Annotated in this window: 13 protein-coding genes and 2 tRNA genes; 7 read left to right on the plus strand and 8 right to left on the minus strand. The window is 46.5% G+C overall.

The genetic code is table 11. From position 1 onward, the window contains the following. Positions 1-331 precede the first annotated feature (331 nt). Entirely contained in the window at positions 332-919 is a 588-nt protein-coding gene (locus AYW76_RS07315) for a phenylacetic acid degradation protein PaaY (RefSeq protein WP_067217884.1), read from the plus strand. 118 nt (positions 920-1037) lie between these two features. Continuing rightward, positions 1038-1961 (plus strand): phenylacetic acid degradation operon negative regulatory protein PaaX, encoded by a 924-nt coding sequence (gene paaX, locus AYW76_RS07320; protein ID WP_067217887.1) that lies wholly within the window; start codon positions 1038-1040, stop codon positions 1959-1961. Positions 1962-2043: 82 nt separating this feature from the next. Here paaX and AYW76_RS07325 read toward each other — a convergent pair whose 3' ends face one another. Both AYW76_RS07325 and AYW76_RS07330 read right to left on the minus strand, forming a co-directional pair. Continuing rightward, positions 2044-3294: a dihydrolipoamide acetyltransferase family protein gene (locus tag AYW76_RS07325; RefSeq protein WP_067217891.1), complete on the minus strand. Its 1251-nt coding sequence runs from the start codon at positions 3292-3294 to the stop codon at positions 2044-2046. Positions 3295-3304: 10 nt separating this feature from the next. Further along, on the minus strand, positions 3305-5410 hold the full coding sequence (locus AYW76_RS07330; RefSeq protein ID WP_082866148.1) for an alpha-ketoacid dehydrogenase subunit alpha/beta: 2106 nt from the start codon (positions 5408-5410) through the stop codon (positions 3305-3307). Positions 5411-5568: 158 nt separating this feature from the next. Here AYW76_RS07330 and AYW76_RS07335 point away from each other — a divergent pair, with 158 nt between their 5' ends. After that, positions 5569-6051 carry an Lrp/AsnC family transcriptional regulator gene (locus AYW76_RS07335; protein WP_067217894.1) on the plus strand — a complete coding sequence of 161 codons (483 nt, stop codon included), beginning with the start codon at positions 5569-5571 and terminating at the stop codon, positions 6049-6051. A gap of 115 nt (positions 6052-6166) precedes the next feature. Here the strand turns inward: AYW76_RS07335 and AYW76_RS07340 are convergent. The 3 genes from AYW76_RS07340 to AYW76_RS07350 form a co-directional block, all read right to left on the minus strand. Next, positions 6167-6242: transfer RNA gene (locus AYW76_RS07340), tRNA-Val, on the minus strand. Between the two features lie 45 nt (positions 6243-6287). Then, positions 6288-6364: transfer RNA gene (locus AYW76_RS07345), tRNA-Asp, on the minus strand. A 250-nt stretch (positions 6365-6614) separates the two neighbouring features. After that, positions 6615-15386, minus strand: coding sequence for a GH36-type glycosyl hydrolase domain-containing protein (locus tag AYW76_RS07350; protein WP_067217897.1), 8772 nt, complete (start codon positions 15384-15386; stop codon positions 6615-6617). Positions 15387-15549: 163 nt separating this feature from the next. On the opposite strand from AYW76_RS07350, the gene AYW76_RS07355 reads away from it, so the two are divergent. Beyond that, positions 15550-16380 (plus strand): PRC-barrel domain-containing protein, encoded by an 831-nt coding sequence (locus AYW76_RS07355; RefSeq protein ID WP_067217901.1) that lies wholly within the window; start codon positions 15550-15552, stop codon positions 16378-16380. 56 nt (positions 16381-16436) lie between these two features. On the opposite strand, the gene AYW76_RS07360 is transcribed toward AYW76_RS07355, so the two are convergent. Continuing rightward, a complete protein-coding gene (locus AYW76_RS07360) occupies positions 16437-17165 on the minus strand; it encodes a VIT1/CCC1 transporter family protein (RefSeq protein ID WP_067217905.1) in 729 nt (242 codons plus the stop codon). 355 nt (positions 17166-17520) lie between these two features. On the opposite strand from AYW76_RS07360, the gene AYW76_RS07365 reads away from it, so the two are divergent. Further along, positions 17521-17730, plus strand: coding sequence for a hypothetical protein (locus AYW76_RS07365; protein WP_067217909.1), 210 nt, complete (start codon positions 17521-17523; stop codon positions 17728-17730). Positions 17731-17751: 21 nt separating this feature from the next. On the opposite strand, the gene soxR is transcribed toward AYW76_RS07365, so the two are convergent. Next, on the minus strand, positions 17752-18201 hold the full coding sequence (soxR, locus tag AYW76_RS07370) for a redox-sensitive transcriptional activator SoxR (RefSeq protein ID WP_067217913.1): 450 nt from the start codon (positions 18199-18201) through the stop codon (positions 17752-17754). Positions 18202-18333: 132 nt separating this feature from the next. On the opposite strand from soxR, the gene AYW76_RS07375 reads away from it, so the two are divergent. After that, entirely contained in the window at positions 18334-19527 is a 1194-nt protein-coding gene (locus tag AYW76_RS07375) for an MFS transporter (protein ID WP_067217916.1), read from the plus strand. 1 nt (position 19528) lies between these two features. Continuing rightward, positions 19529-20050, plus strand: coding sequence for an NADPH-dependent FMN reductase (locus tag AYW76_RS07380; RefSeq protein ID WP_067217920.1), 522 nt, complete (start codon positions 19529-19531; stop codon positions 20048-20050). A gap of 167 nt (positions 20051-20217) precedes the next feature. On the opposite strand, the gene AYW76_RS07385 is transcribed toward AYW76_RS07380, so the two are convergent. Further along, complete coding sequence (locus AYW76_RS07385) at positions 20218-20538, minus strand: chaperone modulator CbpM (RefSeq protein ID WP_067217925.1); 321 nt, start codon at positions 20536-20538, stop codon at positions 20218-20220. Positions 20539-20541 lie beyond the last annotated feature (3 nt).

The raw sequence follows: 20541 nt of genomic DNA on the forward strand, positions 1-20541 counted from the left end.
TTGTTATTTATTTCTTAACCGATCAGAGCTCTGAGACTCTGTTTCGTTTCGATAAATATTAAGATGGACCATAAATTGATACAAAACAACTTAATTTTTAAGATTTTATGTATCCTTTTAAGTTTTACTTGCATCACTTGATTGGCAAAATAAAAATAAACCAATATATTCAATAAGTTATGTTAAATACAATTTTGAAGTCGTTTTAAAAATTTCATAAATCACTCAAATCACATTGCTTTAACACTTAAAAAAAGATTGTTTTCTGGAAATACGATACAAAAATAGCTATAAATAATAGAAATAACAAAATACATAGAGAGATGCATTTATGCCGTATTACAAAATTGATGGTGTTACACCAGTGGTAGACCCGAGCGCGTATATCCACCCAACAGCCACGCTTATTGGCGACGTGATCATCCAAAAAGGTTGTTATGTGGGTCCTGGCGCCTGCCTAAGAGGAGACTTTGGCCGAATCACCATGGAAGAAGAGTCAAACATTCAAGACAATTGTGTGGTTCACGGTTTTGCCGGTAGCCATACTGTCATTAGCAAACGTGGACACATTGGCCATGGTGCAGTGTTACATGGCTGCATCATTGGGGAAGACGCGCTGGTTGGTATGAATACCGTGGTTATGGACGGAGCCGACATAGGCGAAGGCTCTATCGTTGCCGCTTGCTCTTTTATAAAAACCCGTTTCACCTGCCCTCCTAGATCCATGATAATGGGCACCCCCGGAAAAGTAGTTCGCTCTGTGTCCGATGACGAATTGAAATGGAAGCAAACCGGCACGCGTGAATACATCGAACTTTCTAAACGTTGCTTAACATCAATGGTTGAATGCGCACCGCTCACCTCTCTTGAGCCCAAAAGACCGACACTGCAAACAGGGTCCCATCAACCAAAAAGCTAATACTGTCTTTCATGTAAAAACATTAGTCTAAAGCAGCACAAGGCTATTTCACTTTACTAAGCTGAACAGGTTTAAGAAAATAGCCTGTCGACTTTACTCACTGGATTACCAGTCACTAATGAATAAACTTACTACTTTAGATACGTTAATTACTCGGTTCCAACAGCAGAAACCCATTCGAGCGTCCTCACTTGTGATCACACTGTACGGCGATGCCATTGAACCTCATGGCGGCACGGTATGGCTCGGCAGTTTAATCAAGTTACTTGAACCTATGGGCATCAATGAACGACTGATGAGAACCACCATTTTCCGCTTAACTCAAGATGGCTGGCTAACCAACGACAAAGTGGGAAGAAAAAGCTATTACAGTTTAACAGGCTCAGGAAGACGCAAGTTTGAGCAAGCTTTTCGACGTGTATACAACTCTAATCAGACTGTCTGGGACGGCTCATGGTGCTTAATCATGACGCAACAATTGTCACCGGAAGAACGAAAGCAGCTCTTAGATGACCTGAGTTGGCAAGGCTTTGTTGTGCTAACAGGCCAACTGATAGGCAGCCCGATCACCAACTTAAGCGATATTAATACCGTGCTGATATCATCCGGTCTGCAAAATAAAGTTATTGTCTTTAAAACGCAGCAACAAGAAGAGCTGGCAGGAAAGCAGGTTCGAACGCTCGTAAGAGAATGCTGGGAACTTGATAAGCTCGGCGTACAATACCAAGAATTTATAAATCTGTTTCGTCCAGTATGGCAAGAGCTAGGCGACAAAGAGAGCCTTGATCCGGAATCCAGCTTCCTAACTCGCACCTTACTCATCCATGAATACAGAAAGCTGTTACTTCGTGATCCCCAACTTCCCGATGAACTCCTCCCTGGCGACTGGGAAGGCCGAGCAGCACGCCAGTTATGCCGCAATATTTATCGCAAAGTCACGCCAGCGGCAGAACAATGGCTTGGCAACAACCTTGAGTCCGCAGATGGTCCACTTCCTGAAGCCTCCCAATCGTTTTACCAACGATTTGGTGGGCTCAATTAGTCCCAACAGTCGATTTTGAACGATTATCCATTAAAAATGGCCATCAACTCACATTGATGGCCATTTTTTAATACGTCTCAGTCTATTTATGTATTTGCCAATTCTCTATTATCTCAACAAAATGACTTAAAAATAAGTTCGTCTGATAGGCATCTAAAGCCCGATGATCAATGGAAAGCGAGACATAACATTTGGGCCGAATGACAATTGTCTCTTCACCGTTTATTTCTTCCACAACGGCTCTTTTTTCGAGCTTACCGATTCCTAATATGGCCACCTGAGGTTGGTTGATGATGATTGGAGCGGCAAACAAGCTACCACTAACACCATGATTTGATATCGTGAACGTTCCGTCACGCATGTCAGCTGACGTTAATTTGCCTTGTCTGGCTTTATCCGTCTGGTGTTGAAGCGCTGAGGCAATGTCATACAGATTCTTTTCTTGAACCTGTTTAACAACGGGGACAACGAGTCCATCATCACCGAGTGCCGTACCAATACCAATGTTGATGTCCTTAAAAATTTCTAGACTGTCTTCATGAAAGCGCGCATTCACCATTGGCACTTTTTGAATGGCTTTTGCACTGGCTGCCAAGAAATAAGCTGTAAAAGTCAACTTAACACCCGCTTCTTCAAATCCCATTTTGCACTGATTTCGATGCTCTATAACACGTCCCATATCCATTTCGAAAACGCTCGTCACATGCGGAGAGGTGTGTAATAAACTCTCCACCATATGACTTGCGATCTTTTTACGCATGGGACTGTGAGGCACGAACTCATTCTTTAGCTCATTTAATGTTTCAGACGATGGACACACATCTGACTGTGTTTGAGTATGATCATCCTGCGACTCTACGAACGCTAAAATATCGTCACGTGTGACCCGACCACCCTTCCCAGTCCCATTGATAGCCGCCAAATTCAAGCCATACTTTCTTTGGAGTTTTCTCACCGCTGGACCGACCAAATGCCGCTTAGAAGTATCTTCAGTTGCATTAATTCCACTTGCCTCTACCCTTGTCTCATGCTTTGCACTGACATCGCTGCTGGCTTCAGACGCTATCTTTTGTGAAGACTCTGCTTGCTCAGCACAATTTAAGTGGCCAAGAACGGTGCTTTCATCGACGTCAGCTCCTGAGGTAGCAATAATATCAACAATTATTCCGTCGCTTTCGGCGCACACCTCCATCGATACTTTGTCCGTCTCTAACTCTAGGATCGGGTCACCTTTGCTAACATGATCACCCTTACCAACTAGCCAGCTTGAAACGACCGCCGCTGTGCCTTCTAACGCACCTTTTGGAAGGGTAATGGTCATGGATTCATTCATCTTTTTCCCCTTACACTTCAATCAATTTTTTCATGGATTGAGCAATTTTTTGCTCAGTCGGAACCGCTTCTTCTAACAACAAAGCATTATGAGGGTTAGGAATATCGGGCATGGTGAGACGCTGAATCGGAGCATCTAGACTGAAGAACAATTCGTCGGCTAATGTCGCGGCAATTTCCGCGCCAAAGCCAGCGGTTCTATTGTCTTCATGCACGATCAGGCAGCGCCCTGTTTTTTCAACCGAAGCCAGTATCGCCGTCTTATCCCAAGGCTGAATGGTACGAAGATCAATCACCTCTATATCTAAATCTAGACTTAACGCCGCTTTTTCACAGCGTTCTACCATGGCTCCCCAACACACGACGGTTAAGGCCGCACCTGAAAGAATCGTCTTAGCTTGCCCAAAAGGAATGATGTACTCATCACCTGGATAAGGGCGACGTGACCAGCCATTGTCTAATAACGAACGATGCTCAAAGAAAATCGTTGGGTTGTTATCTCTAAGTGCGTAACGCAGTAACCCCACCGCGTCTTCCGCGTTCGAAGGCATGGCTAACTGCCAACCCACTTTATGCGCCCATTCGACTTCATCACTCATGGAGTGCCAAGGATCGCCTCGACGCGCAAAACCACCTGGGATCCGAACTACCATGGGGGCTGCAAATTGATTGTTGGTTCGCCAGCGCATAATGCCAGTGTCTGATAACTGCTCTGCCGCAGGCTCCGCATATTTACGAAACTGGATTTCTGGTACCGGCATCAGCCCACTGAGGGCTAAGCCTACTGAACGCCCAATAATGCCCTCTTCCGATAAGCTGGTATCAAATACTCGCTGGTTGCCAAATTTTTCATTCAGGCCAAGGGTCGCCGCATGGACACCTCCTTTCGGGCCAACGTCTTCTCCGAAGACAAGAACTTTAGGGTTTGTCTCAAGTTCATAGTCCAATGTCTTGCGGATCGCAGTGAGCATATTTAAACGAGCCCCTTCTGGCTTAGGCTGTTCACTTTGCACTGGAAACGTGTGCCCACTGGCTGCCAATCCACCTCGAAGCTGAACTTGATCTTTTTCAGCGTATACATATCGAGTTAGGCTATCTGGATCGGGTTGCTGACGCTGCTTAGCACTATCAACAGACGCTCGAATCGCCGTATAGCATTCATCTTCCAACGCTTGCCATTCGTCAATCGCGATTAAGCCCTTGCTCAATAGATAGCTTCTTAGCTTTGGCAATGGGTCTTTAGCTTGCTCTTGCGCAATGAAATCTGCAGATTTGTAAGTTTGGGTGTCTTGGAAGGTATGACCACATAAACGTGGCACTTTTAATCGTAGTAAACACGTTCCCTGACCGGATCGCACATATTCAACCGCCTCTTTAATCAGGATTGGCGTTAATTCAGGGTCGGTACCATCACCGTCAATAATCTTCAGATTTTTATAGGCTTTTAGATTTGCTACCTGATCACCACCCGGTGTTTGCACTTCCTGCGGTACCGAAATGCCATAACCGTTGTCTTCAATATAAAATAGATGCGGTAAATTATTCGTCGTCGAGATGTTTAGTGCCGCCCAAAAACCACTGGTCGACATTGAAGAGTCGCCTCCCATTGAAACAGCAATCGCACCTGCGTAGCTCTCATCTTTTAACTGTAATTGGTGATACCTAATGGACTGTGCCCAACCTGAAATCGGCGAATATTGAGCCCCTACACCACCACACATTGGGAACAACATAGCGCCTTTTCTATTCACATTAGGGTAGTTACATACGACACCGATGTCTCTGCCATCACTGTAACCACCCGATTTTGCCAAAGGTGATGCCACCACCTCATCTAGTTCGATCCCCAAGCTCATCACAAAGGGTCTTGAACGATAGTAGCCCGTCGCAGCGTCATGAGGATGCGTCAAAAGAGAACCTAAAAGAATTTGGGCAAAGTCGTGCCCTCGAGCAGAAAACTGATTAAATACCAATTTCTCAGGCACCAGTTCATGCTCTTCAATGTCATCAAGAGCCCGAGATAAAAGCATTAATCGACTGACGTGTCGCCAATCAAAATCAGGCTTATTTGTATTAAGATTTGCAGTGCATGTTGGATTTTCTAGCAATTCATTCATTAAGACACATCCTCTTTCATTGCTTTTCAGCTTTATTTTTATAAGTAAGATGTAGTTAATGTTATCCACGAATTGACGAAATTATCTTTCTTAATTGCTATCTCTTTGCCACACTAAGCAACAAAGTTTCTTCAAACAACAATAAAGGGAAACAGTTCGTGCTGGATAAATTTGATATTAGTATTCTTGCGGCGCTGCAAAATGACGGCCGTTTAAGCAACAGGGATTTAGCGGATAAAATAGGACTTTCGAACGCACCATGCTGGCGTCGACTAAAACGTTTAGAAGACGAAGGCTACATCAGTGGCTATAAAGCTGAACTGAATGCGAAAAGGCTGAACTTAAATGTGATCGCTTTTGCACAGGTATCAATGGACAATCATCATCCTGAAACCCTTGAGCCTTTTCTCTCCATTGTCAGTGACTGCCATGAAATACAAGAGTGTCATTCCGTCAGCGGCGATTGCGACTACCTACTAAAAATTGTCACTAAAGACCTAATCACCTATGACGAACTACTAAGCCAAAAGCTCTTACAAGCTAAAGGCGTGCGTTCCGTGAATACCATGTTTTCAATGAAACAACCCAAGGTCTCGAGAGAATATCCATTGCATGAATTTCCCATTAGTGACTTTTCGTGAAGATGCGTCTTACAGATTGAGTCGATACCAAAAAGAAGCGCATTCAAATGCACAGAAAACTTTATAAATACGGATGATCTGAAAAATAGAGTTTACAGGAAGGAAATATCTTAGATGGTGGGTGTGGAGAGGTTCGAACTCCCGACATTCGCCTTGTAAGGGCGACGCTCTCCCAACTGAGCTACACACCCATCGCAATGATGGTAACGCTTGCATTCACTTTGGGGAAAAGTAAATGGCGGAATGGACGGGACTCGAACCCGCGACCCCCTGCGTGACAGGCAGGTATTCTAACCAACTGAACTACCACTCCGTTGTCATAAGCTGTTTAACCACTGTCTTATAAGTGGTGGTTGTGTTATTTATTTTGATATTGGGCTTCGCTCAACAACGGGCGCAGATATTACATCATTAATTTCATATGTCTAGGTTTCTTGGCAAACTTTTTCTTCTTTGATCAAACTGACTCACGCTCCCCTACTTCGCTATCGATACCTACCCAGAGCATTACAAGCTTAGGGTAGGGTAAATGAAGGAAAATCTAATGCTAGTACTGATACTATTTAGATCCAAACACTAATGTTCAGTTTATGCATTCCCCCATCCAGAGGGACTCGCACTATGTTGTTGATAATTTGAATATCCATGCCATCCATCACAGCCCGCATTCCACTTCGCACTAAAGAGTCTTTTAAAGGACCACTGACATTCGAAGAATCAGCACAATCAACCGATTGCACGACGACAATAAAGTATTCGGTCTCATCAACTTTTACCGAGACTTCAAAACCCGGCCAATCTGACGAAATACAAGGCTGAATCGTCAGTTCTTTACCTTCTCGATGAATGCCAAGTATGCCTTCCATGCCAGCTCGATACATCCAACCCGCTGAGCCTGTGTACCAAGTCCAACCGCCGCGGCCTGTATGAGGCGCAACCGAATATACATCCGCTGCAACTACATAAGGTTCGACTTTGTAACGCTCAACCTCTTCGGCATTTAGTGCGTGATTGATCGGGTTGATCAAATTAAACAAGTCGCTGGCTTTATCGCCATCCCCCAGTTTAGCGTAGGCCAAAATCGCCCACATGGCAGCGTGGCTGTATTGCCCGCCGTTTTCTCGCAAACCCGGTGGATAGCCTTTTATATAACCAGGATCGTGGCTGGTTCTATCAAATGGCGGCGTAAACAATAACGCTAGTTTTGACTCGGGTTGAATCAAGTATTGCTCGACCGATTCCATGGCTTTCGCGGCGCGCTCTGGGTCACCTGCTTCGGATAAAACTGCCCAAGATTGCACAATAGAATCAATTCGGCATTCATCATTGTCTTGTGATCCTAACCAGGTGCCATCATCAAAACTTGCTCGACGATACCATTCGCCGTCCCACGCTTTCTCTTCAATTGCTTCTCGGGCTTTACTGGCATGCGCCACCCACCGCTGTACTCGTTCGTCTTCATTACGAGCTTGCGCCAAGGGTGAGAACAAATGAATGGTACGAATCAACAACCAGCCTAACCAAACACTTTCCCCTTTGCCGCCTTCCCCGACGCGATTCATGCCATCGTTCCAGTCGCCTGTGCCCATTAATGGCAGACCATTTTCGCCAGTCAATTCAAGGCATTGATCCAACCCGCGAGCACAATGTTCAAACAAGGTGGCCGACGCTTCCGACTCCGTTGGATGGAAATACGCGTCATGCTGATCCGCCGCCAATAATGGCCCTTCGAGAAAAGCGATTGTCTCATCCAAAATAGACACATCACCCGAGGTTTCAATATAAGTCGCCGTGGCATATGCCAACCAGACTCTATCGTCAGAAATATGCGTGCGCACGCCCTGCCCTGTATGAGGCAACCACCAGTGCTGCACATCACCTTCGACAAACTGGCGACTCGCCGCACGCAAAATATGTGCTCTGGTCATATCGGGGCGGCGGAATGTCATCGACATACCGTCTTGTAATTGATCTCGAAAACCATACGCGCCGCTGGCTTGATAAAACGCTGAACGCGCCCACATGCGACACGCGACCGTCTGATACAGCAGCCAACCATTAAGCATGATATCCATCGCTCGATCTGGTGTTTTCACCTGAACCGCGCCTAGTAAGGTATCCCAATGCTCGGTTACTTCAGCTAGAACCTGATCCAAATCCGCGTGGCGATATTTCTCGATCAAATCGCGGGCTTTGCCGACCGAAGCACATTGCCCCAGCAAGATAACCACGTCCACCGACTCATCGGGTCCCAGTTCAATAATAGATTGTTGCGCCGTACAAGGATCCTGTCCTGCGCCAATACTGCCAGACAAAGACGAATCCCTGAGCAAGGCCGCTGGTGCATTAATACGACCATTGCGTCCCAGAAACTCAGTACGATCTGTCGTCCAAGCTGATTGCATCCCGCCCATATCGGCAAAAGCAACACGCCCCGGAAATGCCACATTCCAGCGATTACAAACAAATAAAGCGTTTGAGCCAGCCGAATCCAAATCCGTAGTAATAAATGGCGCAGACGTTCCACGCGCTGTGCCTAACGCCCATTCGGCGTATGACGTAATGGAGAATCGACGACGTCGCCCCGTTTGGTTATGCAAGGTTAAGCGTGAAATTTTAATGGGATCTGCCAAAGGCACGTACTGCAATAAAGTCAGCCCCAAGCCATCCGCTTGGTGTTCAAAACGACTATAACCTCGACCATGATGAGCAACAAACGCGCTTTGATTGGCTTTGTTGTCCGCTTGATTCATAGAACGAAGCGGGTGAGCCGTGGCACCAAACAATTCCAGGCTGTCTTCATCACGCACATAGATCGCTTCGCCAGACGGATTAGAAACCGGATCATTACACCAAGGCGTTAATTGATTCTCGCGGCTGTTTTCTGCCCACGTATAACCACTGCCTTCGGCCGACACATGAAAGCCAAAACTCGCGTTAGCAATGACATTGATCCAAGGCGCAGGCGTCGAGACGCCGTTTTCAAGAATCACCGTATATTCTCGACCATCCAAGCCAAAACCGCCCAAGCCATTGAAGAACTCTAGCCCTCGTTTTAGGGCTACTAACTTTTCGCTGGCTGTTGAATTCTTCGCTTTGAATGGAACGACATTGTCACCTGTCGACTCATTCATTGAACGAATCTTCGGCGGCCAAGTTGACGCTGGCTCCAAGCGATGAATGTGTTTACCGATGGACCCTCGACGCGCAATCAGCACCACCCGAGCAACCGATTTGAGCAAATCACGAACCTGCACATCCACCAAGTCAGCACGCAGCACATACACCGCGCCGTGCACATGATCATCGTTAGATTTATCGATCAGTCGTGGCCGCGACTGGCTTCGTCGTACAGCGGTTTCAATGGCAACTTGCAAGTCTTGTAGATAGGAACACGCGTGCTCGTTGATGATCACCAGATCCACTGCCAGACGCTTCATGCGCCAGTATTCATGGGCGCGCAATAATTGCTTCACTTGATCAATGTCTTCGACGTCATCAATGCGCAACAGCACAATGGGCAAATCACCACTAATCGAATGCGGCCAAAGCACAGACTGACCCGCCATGCCGCGATGAATGGATTCGGCTGACACGCGAAAACGCGGATCAGCGTAAATAATCGGCGCGGCTAGGCGCTGAAAATCATTCGCTTCGGCTAAGCTAATATCCAAATGGCGTAATTGCACTTGCGCCTGTGTCCACGCCAAGGTTTTCGCTCGATCATAAGCGCTGCGGTCGTGATGTCGATCAATAAGATCCATTAATTCTGCACGAGAAGACGCTACGACTGTCCAGAACGCCACTTTCGTCACACTGCCTGCTGGCACATGAACGGCATAGCGCAACGAGAAAATAGGGTCGAGAACAGTACCAACGGAGTTACTCAGAGCTCGGCTTTCTTTGGATGAATCGTCACGATCAAACGCCGCCGCGGTGGCAATGGAATTACCACGTCCAATGAACAAGGCGCGGTTGGTTTCATACTGAGGATCGGCTGTCACCTCTCCTTCTACAATGGCAAAATGCGCTGCCCAAACGGAAGGTTCCTCGGCGGAACGTTTACGTCGGGTGGCAATTAACACATTGTATTCAGGGACATATTCTGTTTGTACAAACATCTTGGCAAAGGCCGGATGCGCGTTGTCTGTGGCTGGCGTCGTTAGCACCAACTCAAGATAAGATGTCAGCTCAATATCATGACCAGTACGACCATTGTTACTTAAAGAAATACGACGTACTTCACCATCATCTTCACCGGATATCAACACATCCATGGTCGTTATCAGGTCGCCATTATGACGCACAAACTCAGCATGATCTTCTTCAAAAATTCCTGTTGGGTAATGCCTCTCATCTTGCAAAGGTTGAGCAGAACTTGACCAAAGCTGCCCCGTGTTTTTATCACGTAAGAAAATGAAACTGCCGTAATGATCGCACGTGGAGTCTTCTTGCCAACGCGTCACGGCAATATCACGCCAACGACTGTAGCCTGCCCCTGCTGCAGTTAGCATCACCACATATCGACCATTGGACAAAAGATGCGTAATCGGCGTCCCATCAGCCGCAGGACTTAGATGTCGTACCACAGGTGTAATCTTCATCAGCGAAGATGCACGAGTTTTCACTTCTTCAGCCCTAGGATGACTAATGCAAACATCCCTTGGCATACGTTCTTGTAATAAGAGCTCACAAGCTTGAATCATGGGTTCTTGATGGAAACGTTGTCTAAATACGCCTTCCAGCAAAGTATTGGCAATGGCCACAATGGTCATGCCCTGATGATGTGCCATAAAACTGCGTACAATGGCAACTTGGCTTTCCACTGGCAAACGGGCGGGCGTAAAGTCCAACGCCTCGTAAAAACCATAGCGGCCGCAAGCCCCCATGCGCGTTAAGCGATCATAATTATCAACCGCCGCCTGAGGGTCAATCATGGTGGCAAGCCCCGTGGCATAAGGCGCAATGACTCTATTTTCTGCCAAGCCGCGTTTTAGACCGAGCCCCGGTACACCAAAGTTAGAATATTGATAAGTAAACTCGATATCTCGGGCATTATAAGAAGACTCTGACACGCCCCAAGGAATGCCAAGCTGTTTGCCGTATTCCTGCTGACGCCCAACAATCAGGCGATTGGTCTGTTCCAGCAGGCTTCCTGTCGGCGCTCGCATAATCAACGATGGCATCAAATATTCGAACATGGAACCCGACCAAGAAATCAGCGCAGAGCCATTGCCCATTGGTGTTGCCGCACGACCAAGACGAAACCAGTGCTTAGTCGCCACATCGCCTTTGGCGATAGCGAACAAGCTCGCCAATCGTGCTTCCGAAGCCAATAAATCGTAACAACTTGGATCGAGACTGTTTTCGGCATGAGAATACCCAATCGATAAAAGTTTGCGATCCGGATCAATGAGAAAAGCAAAATCCATCGCTAACGCCATGTTACGAGACGTACCCGCCAACACATTCAACCGAGCAAGCAAATCATCAGGAGCATTACGCAGCTCAAGCATATCTCGTTGCTGTTCAATCATTACCTTACGCGCAGCTTCAACCCAATAAGTAAAATCGGCATGAGCACTATCTTGCGCCCCTCCCAATAGCTGCTCACGACCCAATTTTACTACTTTGTCAGTCAACCTAATTAAAACAGGCGTTAAGGCTTCAATGGTTTGACGGCTGTTCAATCGCTTCTCGATCTCATCCAAAACGTCTAGCAATGGACGGTCACTCTCAGCGGTGGTAACACGAACCTCAGGATTAACCGTATGGGTGGACTGTCTGGTCTCTGTTATTAAGGATCGTCTCGCGAGCGTAACATTGTCCATAAATCCTGAACGTACTGCTGAATGAATCCAATCCATCGACTCCGTATGAGAAATGCCTAGACCAAACTCTTTTCGCCATTGCTCACAACTATTTGCCAGCGCTATTAAATGACCGGCAAGATTGCCGCTGTCCACCGAAGAAATGTATTCCGGTAACAAGGAATGCAAGCTTTGTGTACCGTACCAATTGAAAAAATGCCCATTGTATTTCGGCAGTTTGTGCAAGGTTGTAAACGTCGTTTCAAGCCGTTCAAGGGTTTCAACTAACCCAGCCCAACCAAAGTCCCGCGCGGCAACAGAAGACAACAAATACAAACCAATATTGGTTGGCGAAGTGCGATGCGCCACCACAGGCTCTGGGTCTTCTTGAAAATTATCCGGCGGTAAAAAGTTGTCTTCCGCTGTAACAAAACGCTCAAAGTAACGCCACGTTTTGCGCGCAGTAAGACGTAAGGTTATTGCTCCAGAATCCAACTCATCAGGTCGCAAGACTTCCGGTGATCGACTAACAAACACAGCGACCAAAGGCGCAAGGCCCCAAAGCAAAGCAAACGGCAACACCAGCATCCACACCACCGGATTCACCTTGATGACAAACAGACAAATCGTTAAGGCAAGCAAGGTGCCACAGGCCATATTTTGATAGAACCCAGCGACTTTAAGCCGTGGACTCGCATTACTCTGAGCCGCCGTCGCCCATTCCAAACAGCGTCTGTGCGTCACCGTCAAGCGTACCAAGGTGCGAGTAATCGCATCCATTGAGCGCCAACTTTGATCAGGCAAAAAGGCGATTGACAAAAAAGTCTGACTTAAGGCAAGGCGTAAATCCCCTAACCAGAGGCGAAAATAGTTGCTTGTGTCCACGCCAGAACGGCGAGGAATTATCGAAAAAACACAGGGCAACAAAGGCGGAATAGCCATGATAGCCAATAATACAGCGGTAAAAAATAACGCCGACGACGGAAACCACAACCAACTTAACGCCAAGGCTAACAAGGTTGTTGGCGCCACCAGCGACCGTCTTAAATTATCGAGCATCTTCCAACGCCCCAAACTGGAAACACCGTTTTCTGTTGGCTTACTTATAATCCACGGCAACAGCTGCCAATCGCCCCGTATCCAACGATGCTGACGTTTCGAAGCAGCATCGTATCGAGCGGGAAATTCTTCCACCACTTCAACGTCCGATACCAAGCCTGCGCGTGCAAAAACCCCTTCAAATAAATCATGACTCAACATAGTGTTGTTCGGCACACGATCAGCAAGTGCGGCTTCAAACATGTCGACGTCATAAATGCCTTTTCCTGTAAACGAGCCTTCACCGAAAAGATCCTGATAGACATCGGAGGTCGCTGCCGCATAAGGGTCGATCCCGCCCGGTGCAGAAAATATGCGTTGGAATAAAGAGCCTTCCGCCCCGACTGATAAAGAGGGTGTAACGCGAGGTTGTAGTATTCCGTAGCCAGCAACTACTCGCTGCTTAGCTGTGTCCAAACGTGGACGGTTCAACGGATGCGCCATTTTACCAATCAAGCGTAGCGCCGCTTCTCGTGGTAAACGCGTATCGGCATCAAGCGTAATTACATAGCGAACATCACTGGGAACCGTTAATGGATGGCCCTGAAGGGCGATAAAGGACGTGTCCGTCGCACCACGTAATAAACGATTAAGCTCATGCAGCTTACCACGTTTCCGCTCCCACCCCATCCACACGTTTTCAGTCTGATTAAACAGACGGCGGCGATGCAACAAGAGAAAGCGTGGGCCAGACGGGGCTTTGTTATAACGTTGATTCAAACGTTCAATTTCCACTACCGCTCGCTCTAATAATGGCGTATCGCTTTCTAATTCTTTTTGATCAGCATCCACACCGTCCGTTAACAAAGCAAAGCTCACATCGCCAGTAATGCCACTCAGATAATGTACTTCCAAGCGCTCAATCTGTTCGAGTAAATCCGCTTGCGACGTTAACAAAGTTGGCACGGCGATGAGCGTTCGTAATGATGTCGGCACGCCTGTTTTAAGTTCAAGTCCCGGCAACATTTCCGCGCCAAACCGCCAAGTCACTAAACGGTTCACAATAGCCGAAGCCACCTCGGTTGCGGGAATAAAGACCACCACCGCCCATAGCAACCAAGCTTGGGTAGGAAACGCCATGAATCCCGCAAAGAAAATACTCATAGCAAGAAAAGCCAATGCGACAATAGCAATCGTGCCGCTGTAACCAGCAACGCCTAGGCGTACATGAAAGCGTCGAACTCTTAGTCGCATGGGGGGAATATAGGCGATCGATTTTTCAAAAGCCAAGCGCCCTTGTTCAATCAAATAATAACCGGGGTCGCTGAAACGTCGTACTTCAATATCGTCTCGCTGCGAAGGCCCTTTCGTTGATTCAGCATTTTTTGAATCGCGTGGCGTTAAGCTGTCTTTTGCCATTTTTACAGCACGCTGAGCAATCTCTATCTCTGAATAATCACAGCCTCGCGCCAACTCCTCCACAGCACTGCGGTACAAATTGCGTGTGGGGAAATCCATTTTGGCAAACAGGTCATAACGGTAAAACTCTTGGTCCACAAGACTGACTTTCTCAAACAATTCCGACCAATCAATATCGGAAATCAAACGCATACTGGTGATCACATTACGAATGCTAACGTTCGATGCGCCTTGGCGTTGCTGAGCATGTTGTACCACCTCTTCCACAGAAAGGCCTTGCAAATGCAAACGCTGCTCAAGCCAATCTAGCGCAGGCGTGGTTTTCGGATCTTGATCGCGAAATCGCTTGGCTAATTGCGCAGCAAACACTTCCGATAACGGTTCAGATGAGCGAGATGCAATGTCTTCTTGTAATGCTGAATGAGCACACCCGACCTTCAAAAGCCGCTGCGTTAACTGATCGGCATCGTTTCGATCTGTTCGACCCACCGTAATTTGATCTGCCAAGCGCCGTAAATTTTCAACTAATACAATGCGCAGAGTAATTGCCACCGCCCATAATTCGCCGATGGTAAGCGGTTGTATGGTTTGATACGCATGAATGAAACCCACCAAAGCATCAGAGTCAACATGGCTATCCGTATGTGCAACAAACGCCCATGTTAAGCCAAATACCCGCGGGTAGCCGACGAAAGGACCGCTGGCGAGTTTGGGTAATTGTCGATAATAGCTGTCGGGTAAATCATCCCGGATCTCACGAATTTGTTCTTCTACCAAATGATAGTTATCAAGCAGCCATTCGGCAGCGGGCACAACACTATCGCCACACTCTAACTCAGCCACACTTTCACGATACGATGCCAGTAAGGCCACAGCGTTTTCATCCAAACGATGTTGCAACGACAACACGGATGGCTCGAAATCAAAAACCTGCTGCGCCTTAGCCAAACTTTTTGCATGTTCTTCGAGCCGCTCTTGGCCAAACAATGCCTCTCGAACAGGAACCGTACTGTTCCAAATTGAGTGTGAGTTTCGTCGTCTAAGTAGAGCGGAAATGGTGTTTAACATAGTCACCTAAGAGTCATTTGATGAGTGGTGCAATCAAGCGTTCTTTTATACTAGTGAGGCAAGTGGGTGGCTGTCTGTGCGCCAACGAACTGACGCCTTAAGGCGAGAAGACTAGCTTAATAAGAAGACAAATCCGTCAGTCAAAACAAGAGGACAATCAATTATGTTACGCAGCATGCGCGATTTAGAGAGATACACCATTGCCGCCACCGATGGCAATATAGGCGAAGTGACGGATTTCTTGTTTGATGATGAGGAATGGGTTGTGCGTTATTTCGTGGTTGAAACTGGCTCTTGGTTGTCGAGTCGCAAAGTATTAATCTCACCTATCGGAATAGAAAAAGCCAACTGGGGAGAAAAAGTCTTTCCCGTCGCCATCACCAAAGAACAAGTGAAAAACAGCCCAAAAATTGACACTAACCAACCCGTTTCCCGCCTACACGAGATAGATCATTTAGGCTACTACGGCTATCCCTATTATTGGGGCGGTACTGGCTTCTGGGGCGGCGGCATGTATCCGTATTCCTTATATCCGAGCTTTGATCACTATACTGGTACCAAAGAAGAATCGGACAATGTAATGATTGCCCATGAAAAAGCCGAGCGCGAATTGCATCAAAACGATGATCCAAACTTACGCAGTTGCAAAGCCATCATCGGCTATCATATTCATGCCATCGACGGTGATATTGGTCATGTTTCTGGGCTATTAATTGAAGACAATACCATGGTGGTTCGTTATCTCATGGTCGACACCACCAATTGGTTTGGTGGCCACAAAGTGCTTATCTCGCCAGAATGGATAGAAGACGTGGATTGGTCCGACAATTCTGTGAGCATCAACCTGACGCGTCATCGGATAAGAGAAGCGCCCGAATATCACACCAGCAAAGAACTTAGCCAAGAGCACGAATTAGCCCTTTTCGACCACTATGGCTTAACTGGCTACTGGGCGAGAGGCGAAAAAGCCAATTTGATTAAAAAAGATGAATAGCAATAACTAAGCTCTTAATAACAACTAAAAATGGACGGCACCTCGCAGTCCATTTTTTAAACCGCGACATCAAAAGCAATCCCAACCAGTGCCGTCGTCGCCATGGCTAACGCGCCCCAAAAGCCGACCCGTACTATGCCAGTAAGTATTTTTGCACCACTCAAATACGATGAAATCGCCCCTAAAATAGCGAGAAACACCAGAGACAACACAGCGGTAACAACGGACAAATTGGCATCATCATGATAAAAATACGCCGTCATCAAAGGCAATGCCGCACCCAAGGTAAAACTCAACGCTGAAGAAAAAGCGGCTGTAATAGGTTGCGCTGCTGATAAGTCAGAAATCCCGATTTCATCTCGAGAATGCGCCGCCAGCGCATCGTGCGCCATCAGTTGCCGTGCCACAGTAACGGACAGTTCTGGCTCTACGCCTCGCTGCTGATAGATATCCGCCAACTCGATTACCTCTTCCTCGTAATTCTGTTCAAGGGACTTTTTTTCATCCTGCAGATCAGACTTTTCCGTATCGGCCTGAGAACTCACCGACACATATTCCCCCGCCGCCATAGAAATAGCGCCAGCGACTAACCCTGCTGTTCCAGCAACCATGATCGCCGTGTGTCCAGAATTGGCCGACGCCACACCAATAATCAAACTTGCCGTAGAAACAATACCGTCATTCGCCCCTAAAACAGCGGCTCTTAACCAACCGACTCGATGTTGGCGATGATGTTCCTGATGAGATCCTGCGGCTTGATTAGATCCAGTAATTTGAGTAGACATAGAAGCGCTATTCCTCTGACTATGTGTCTGCTATTTGTCCCAATACTAGGCTATTCGACTTAATAAGAAATTTAAGTGAAACATCCACAACTCATCATAGATCGCGTGTTTTTCAATTCTAGCACGCACTCAAAGTTCACTCTTTGAAGACTAGATAGACTGGAAATAATGATTAATAGAATAAACTGGTAGGATAAAACGAATAGAAAAATCCATCGGTGCGCTGACGTACAAACGACAAAAAAGAGAGGTTTGCATTCTATCCACCACACCCGTAGTGTGGTTATTAGAAACAAGCAGCGTGGTGATTAGCAGCAAGCTCGACCTTTAATTAAACTCAAGAGGAAGCGCAATAATGGAAACCAAACATACCCATAATCAAAGTATCGCCAACTTTGCGGCGATTAAAACCGCCATCGCCAATAATGAAGCAGCATTACTCAAAGAGTTGCTAGCAAACCAAGCCATACCAGAACTCGAAAAAAGCTACCTCATTGACCTAGCAGGGTTTAGCAACGATCCTGCGATCTTGAAAATAATCAAAGACATTCCAGTGGAGAAGTAAGCGTTAACAAGTCAATTGGAGCTATTCGGTCATCAGTCGTGGGCCGGTGCCTTTTTCACCTAACTCATCGTATGGGTTGAGAAGCCGGCACCTTTCAAGGGACAGACAACCACAGCCAATACAATCGGCCATCATGTTCTTCAATTCTGTTAATTGAGTAATCTTCCTATCCAGCTCGCTTTGCCATCGGGAACCCAACGCTTCCCAATCTTCTAGGGTTACGCGAGTTCGGTTTGGTAACCCTTCAAGTTCCAACAAAATGTCTTCCAAAGAAAACCCTGTTCGCTGAGCAACCTGAATCAGAGAAACGATCCGAATAACATGTTTTGGGTATTGCCTATGGTTGGATGTGTTTCTTTGACTCTTGATCAAACCTTTCCTTTCATAGAAATGCAACGCCGACACCGATACGCCGGTCCTTTCGCTCAGCACACCCACAGAAATCCACTCAGGCATTATTATTTTTCGCATTTTCGCTTGACCTCAACTTAAGTTTAGGTAGCAGAATAGACTCAAATTCAAATCAGCTCAAGTTCAGCACTTAATAAAGCCCCTGAGAGAGCTGTGAAAAAATACTATTTATACGTAAAAAAGAGAGTCTGAATGAAAACCAATCTATTAGAATCCAGAGCACTTTGCCTGCTGCTGATTTCCACACTAACTGTGATGTCTAACGCCACTATTGCTCCGGCGTTACCTGGTTTAGCGAATGAGTTTTCGGGAACGCCTTCAGCCGATTTCTTGGTGAAAATGCTGTTACCCATTCCAGCGTTGTTTGTAGTGATCTTCGCGCCAATCTTAGGCTGGACAGCCGATAAGTTCGGGCGCCGAAATCAAATCATCATTGCGACGTCCGTCTTTGCCATCGCCGGTGCTGCTGGCGCGCAGCTGCAAGACTTAGAAGCCATTATTATCAGCCGAGCCATTCTGGGTATATGTGTCGCTGGACTTATGACCGCTGTAACAGCGTTAATAACCGATTATTATTCTGGTCCGAAAAGAAGCCAATTTATGGGACTGCAACAAGCTTTCTCTAATATTGGCGGCATTCTTTTCATCGTTACAGCGGGCTATCTAGCAGGCATCAGCGCTCGACTGCCTTTTTATATCTACGCCATTGCTATTCTGTTGCTTCCGCTTATATTCCTGTCTATTCGTGACAGCAAGCAAACCAATCAGCCAAGCGATAACCCGCAAGACGATACCAATACGAACTGGAAACTACCGCTCATTGGCTGTTCTATGCTCGTTTTCTGCCACTTAATCGTCTTTTATGTCCTACCAACACAAATTCCATTTTTTATGGCAGATATTGGTATCACGGATCCAAGTAAATCAGGCTTGGCAATCGGAATGGGAACATTAATCGCCGCGATAACTGGCGTATTCTTTGGCAAACTGGTTGCCAAAATCCAAAGCTATGGCGTCGCACTCATCGGCTTTATTGCCATGAGTATTGGCATGCTCGTGCTATCACAAGCCACATCGTTCAGCTTGGTGATTCTCGGTTGCGGCCTGATGGGCGCTTGTATGGGATTGGTAATGCCAAATTTCATGGTAAAAGGCATGGAGCTTGTGCCAAGCCACAAACGCGGACTCGCATCTGGCGTACTGACCAGCAGCATCTTCATTGGGCAATTTGTTTCACCTTTTGTCACCTCAGCTCTTATCGCCAAATTGGGATACAGCGATTTTTACATATTAGCTGGGGCTTTTACTTTAGTTCTAGCCATTGCAGGCGCCGCCACTCTAAAAAAACAATCTACTCTCACTACAAACGTCAACACAGGAAACTAAAATGAAAGTACTGGCCTTCGGCACAAGCAACAGCAAAAACTCTATCAACAAGAAACTGGCTTTTTATACTGCCCAGCAAATCAACAATGCAGACGTGTCACTAATCGACATTAACGACTTCGAAATGCCAATCTACAGCGAGGACAGAGAAAAAGAATCAGGCATTCCACAGCTCGCGCATGATTTTTATAAGGCAATAGGCACGGCCGATAGCATCGTTATGTCATTCGCTGAATACAACGGTTCTTATACGTCTGCCTATAAAAACCTATTCGACTGGACATCCCGAATAGACATGAAAGTTTTTCAGAATAAAGCTGTTCTTATGCTATCAACCTCACCTGGCCCCAGTGGAGCGCAAAGCGTTTTGGCTGCCGCACAAGCCTCAGCACCCTACTTCGCCGCAAACGTCATCGGTGCGATCTCGTTACCAAGCTTCTATGACAATTTCGATGCGGAGAAAAACGTCGTGACGAATGAAACATTCAACCAAAGCTTACTTGCTGCCATTAGCAAGCTATAACCTTGCCTGAGTTAAAAGGGATATTTTTGTCTAATAAGTGGCGAGATCTAGGACTTAGAGCTTCGTAGAGGCATCTTATTATGATTTGATGAACACGCTGAAGTGTTCATCAAATTAAGTGCGATCTGATTTCCAACCATCTCCAATATTTTTTGATTTAAAAAGCATCAAGGCAACTGATTTCTAAGAACAACGATGTGCTTTTGCAAGCCGTCAATTTCATCCAATAACTCTAAGCTGAACGCGACCCCAGACAAGTTTAGTTTCAGTCCATCCATGAGTCGTTGAGCACGCTGCAAGCGCATTAAAGCTTGGCTATTAAAATACCAAATATCTAATGAAGACTTTTCAACCGGATCAACGATACCATACTCCACCATTTCAATAATCATTTCGGTATGGACATTACAGCGTTCACAAACCTCTTCTAAGGTAAATAATATATGCTCATGTTGAGAGTCAATTATCACTATCTCTGATTTAGACATTAC

This window comes from Marinomonas gallaica, from assembly GCF_001639745.1.
GTDB lineage: Bacteria > Pseudomonadota > Gammaproteobacteria > Pseudomonadales > Marinomonadaceae > Marinomonas > Marinomonas gallaica.

Coding starts and splice junctions, on each gene's coding strand:
- AYW76_RS07350 (WP_067217897.1), bottom strand. CDS start 15,386: ATGTTAAACACCATTTCCGCTCTACTTAGACGACGAAACTCACACTCA.
- AYW76_RS07365 (WP_067217909.1), top strand. CDS start 17,521: ATGGAAACCAAACATACCCATAATCAAAGTATCGCCAACTTTGCGGCG.
- AYW76_RS07355 (WP_067217901.1), top strand. CDS start 15,550: ATGTTACGCAGCATGCGCGATTTAGAGAGATACACCATTGCCGCCACC.
- paaX (WP_067217887.1), top strand. CDS start 1,038: ATGAATAAACTTACTACTTTAGATACGTTAATTACTCGGTTCCAACAG.
- AYW76_RS07315 (WP_067217884.1), top strand. CDS start 332: ATGCCGTATTACAAAATTGATGGTGTTACACCAGTGGTAGACCCGAGC.
- AYW76_RS07325 (WP_067217891.1), bottom strand. CDS start 3,294: ATGAATGAATCCATGACCATTACCCTTCCAAAAGGTGCGTTAGAAGGC.
- soxR (WP_067217913.1), bottom strand. CDS start 18,201: ATGCGAAAAATAATAATGCCTGAGTGGATTTCTGTGGGTGTGCTGAGC.
- AYW76_RS07375 (WP_067217916.1), top strand. CDS start 18,334: ATGAAAACCAATCTATTAGAATCCAGAGCACTTTGCCTGCTGCTGATT.
- AYW76_RS07380 (WP_067217920.1), top strand. CDS start 19,529: ATGAAAGTACTGGCCTTCGGCACAAGCAACAGCAAAAACTCTATCAAC.
- AYW76_RS07360 (WP_067217905.1), bottom strand. CDS start 17,165: ATGTCTACTCAAATTACTGGATCTAATCAAGCCGCAGGATCTCATCAG.
- AYW76_RS07385 (WP_067217925.1), bottom strand. CDS start 20,538: ATGTCTAAATCAGAGATAGTGATAATTGACTCTCAACATGAGCATATA.
- AYW76_RS07330 (WP_082866148.1), bottom strand. CDS start 5,410: ATGAATGAATTGCTAGAAAATCCAACATGCACTGCAAATCTTAATACA.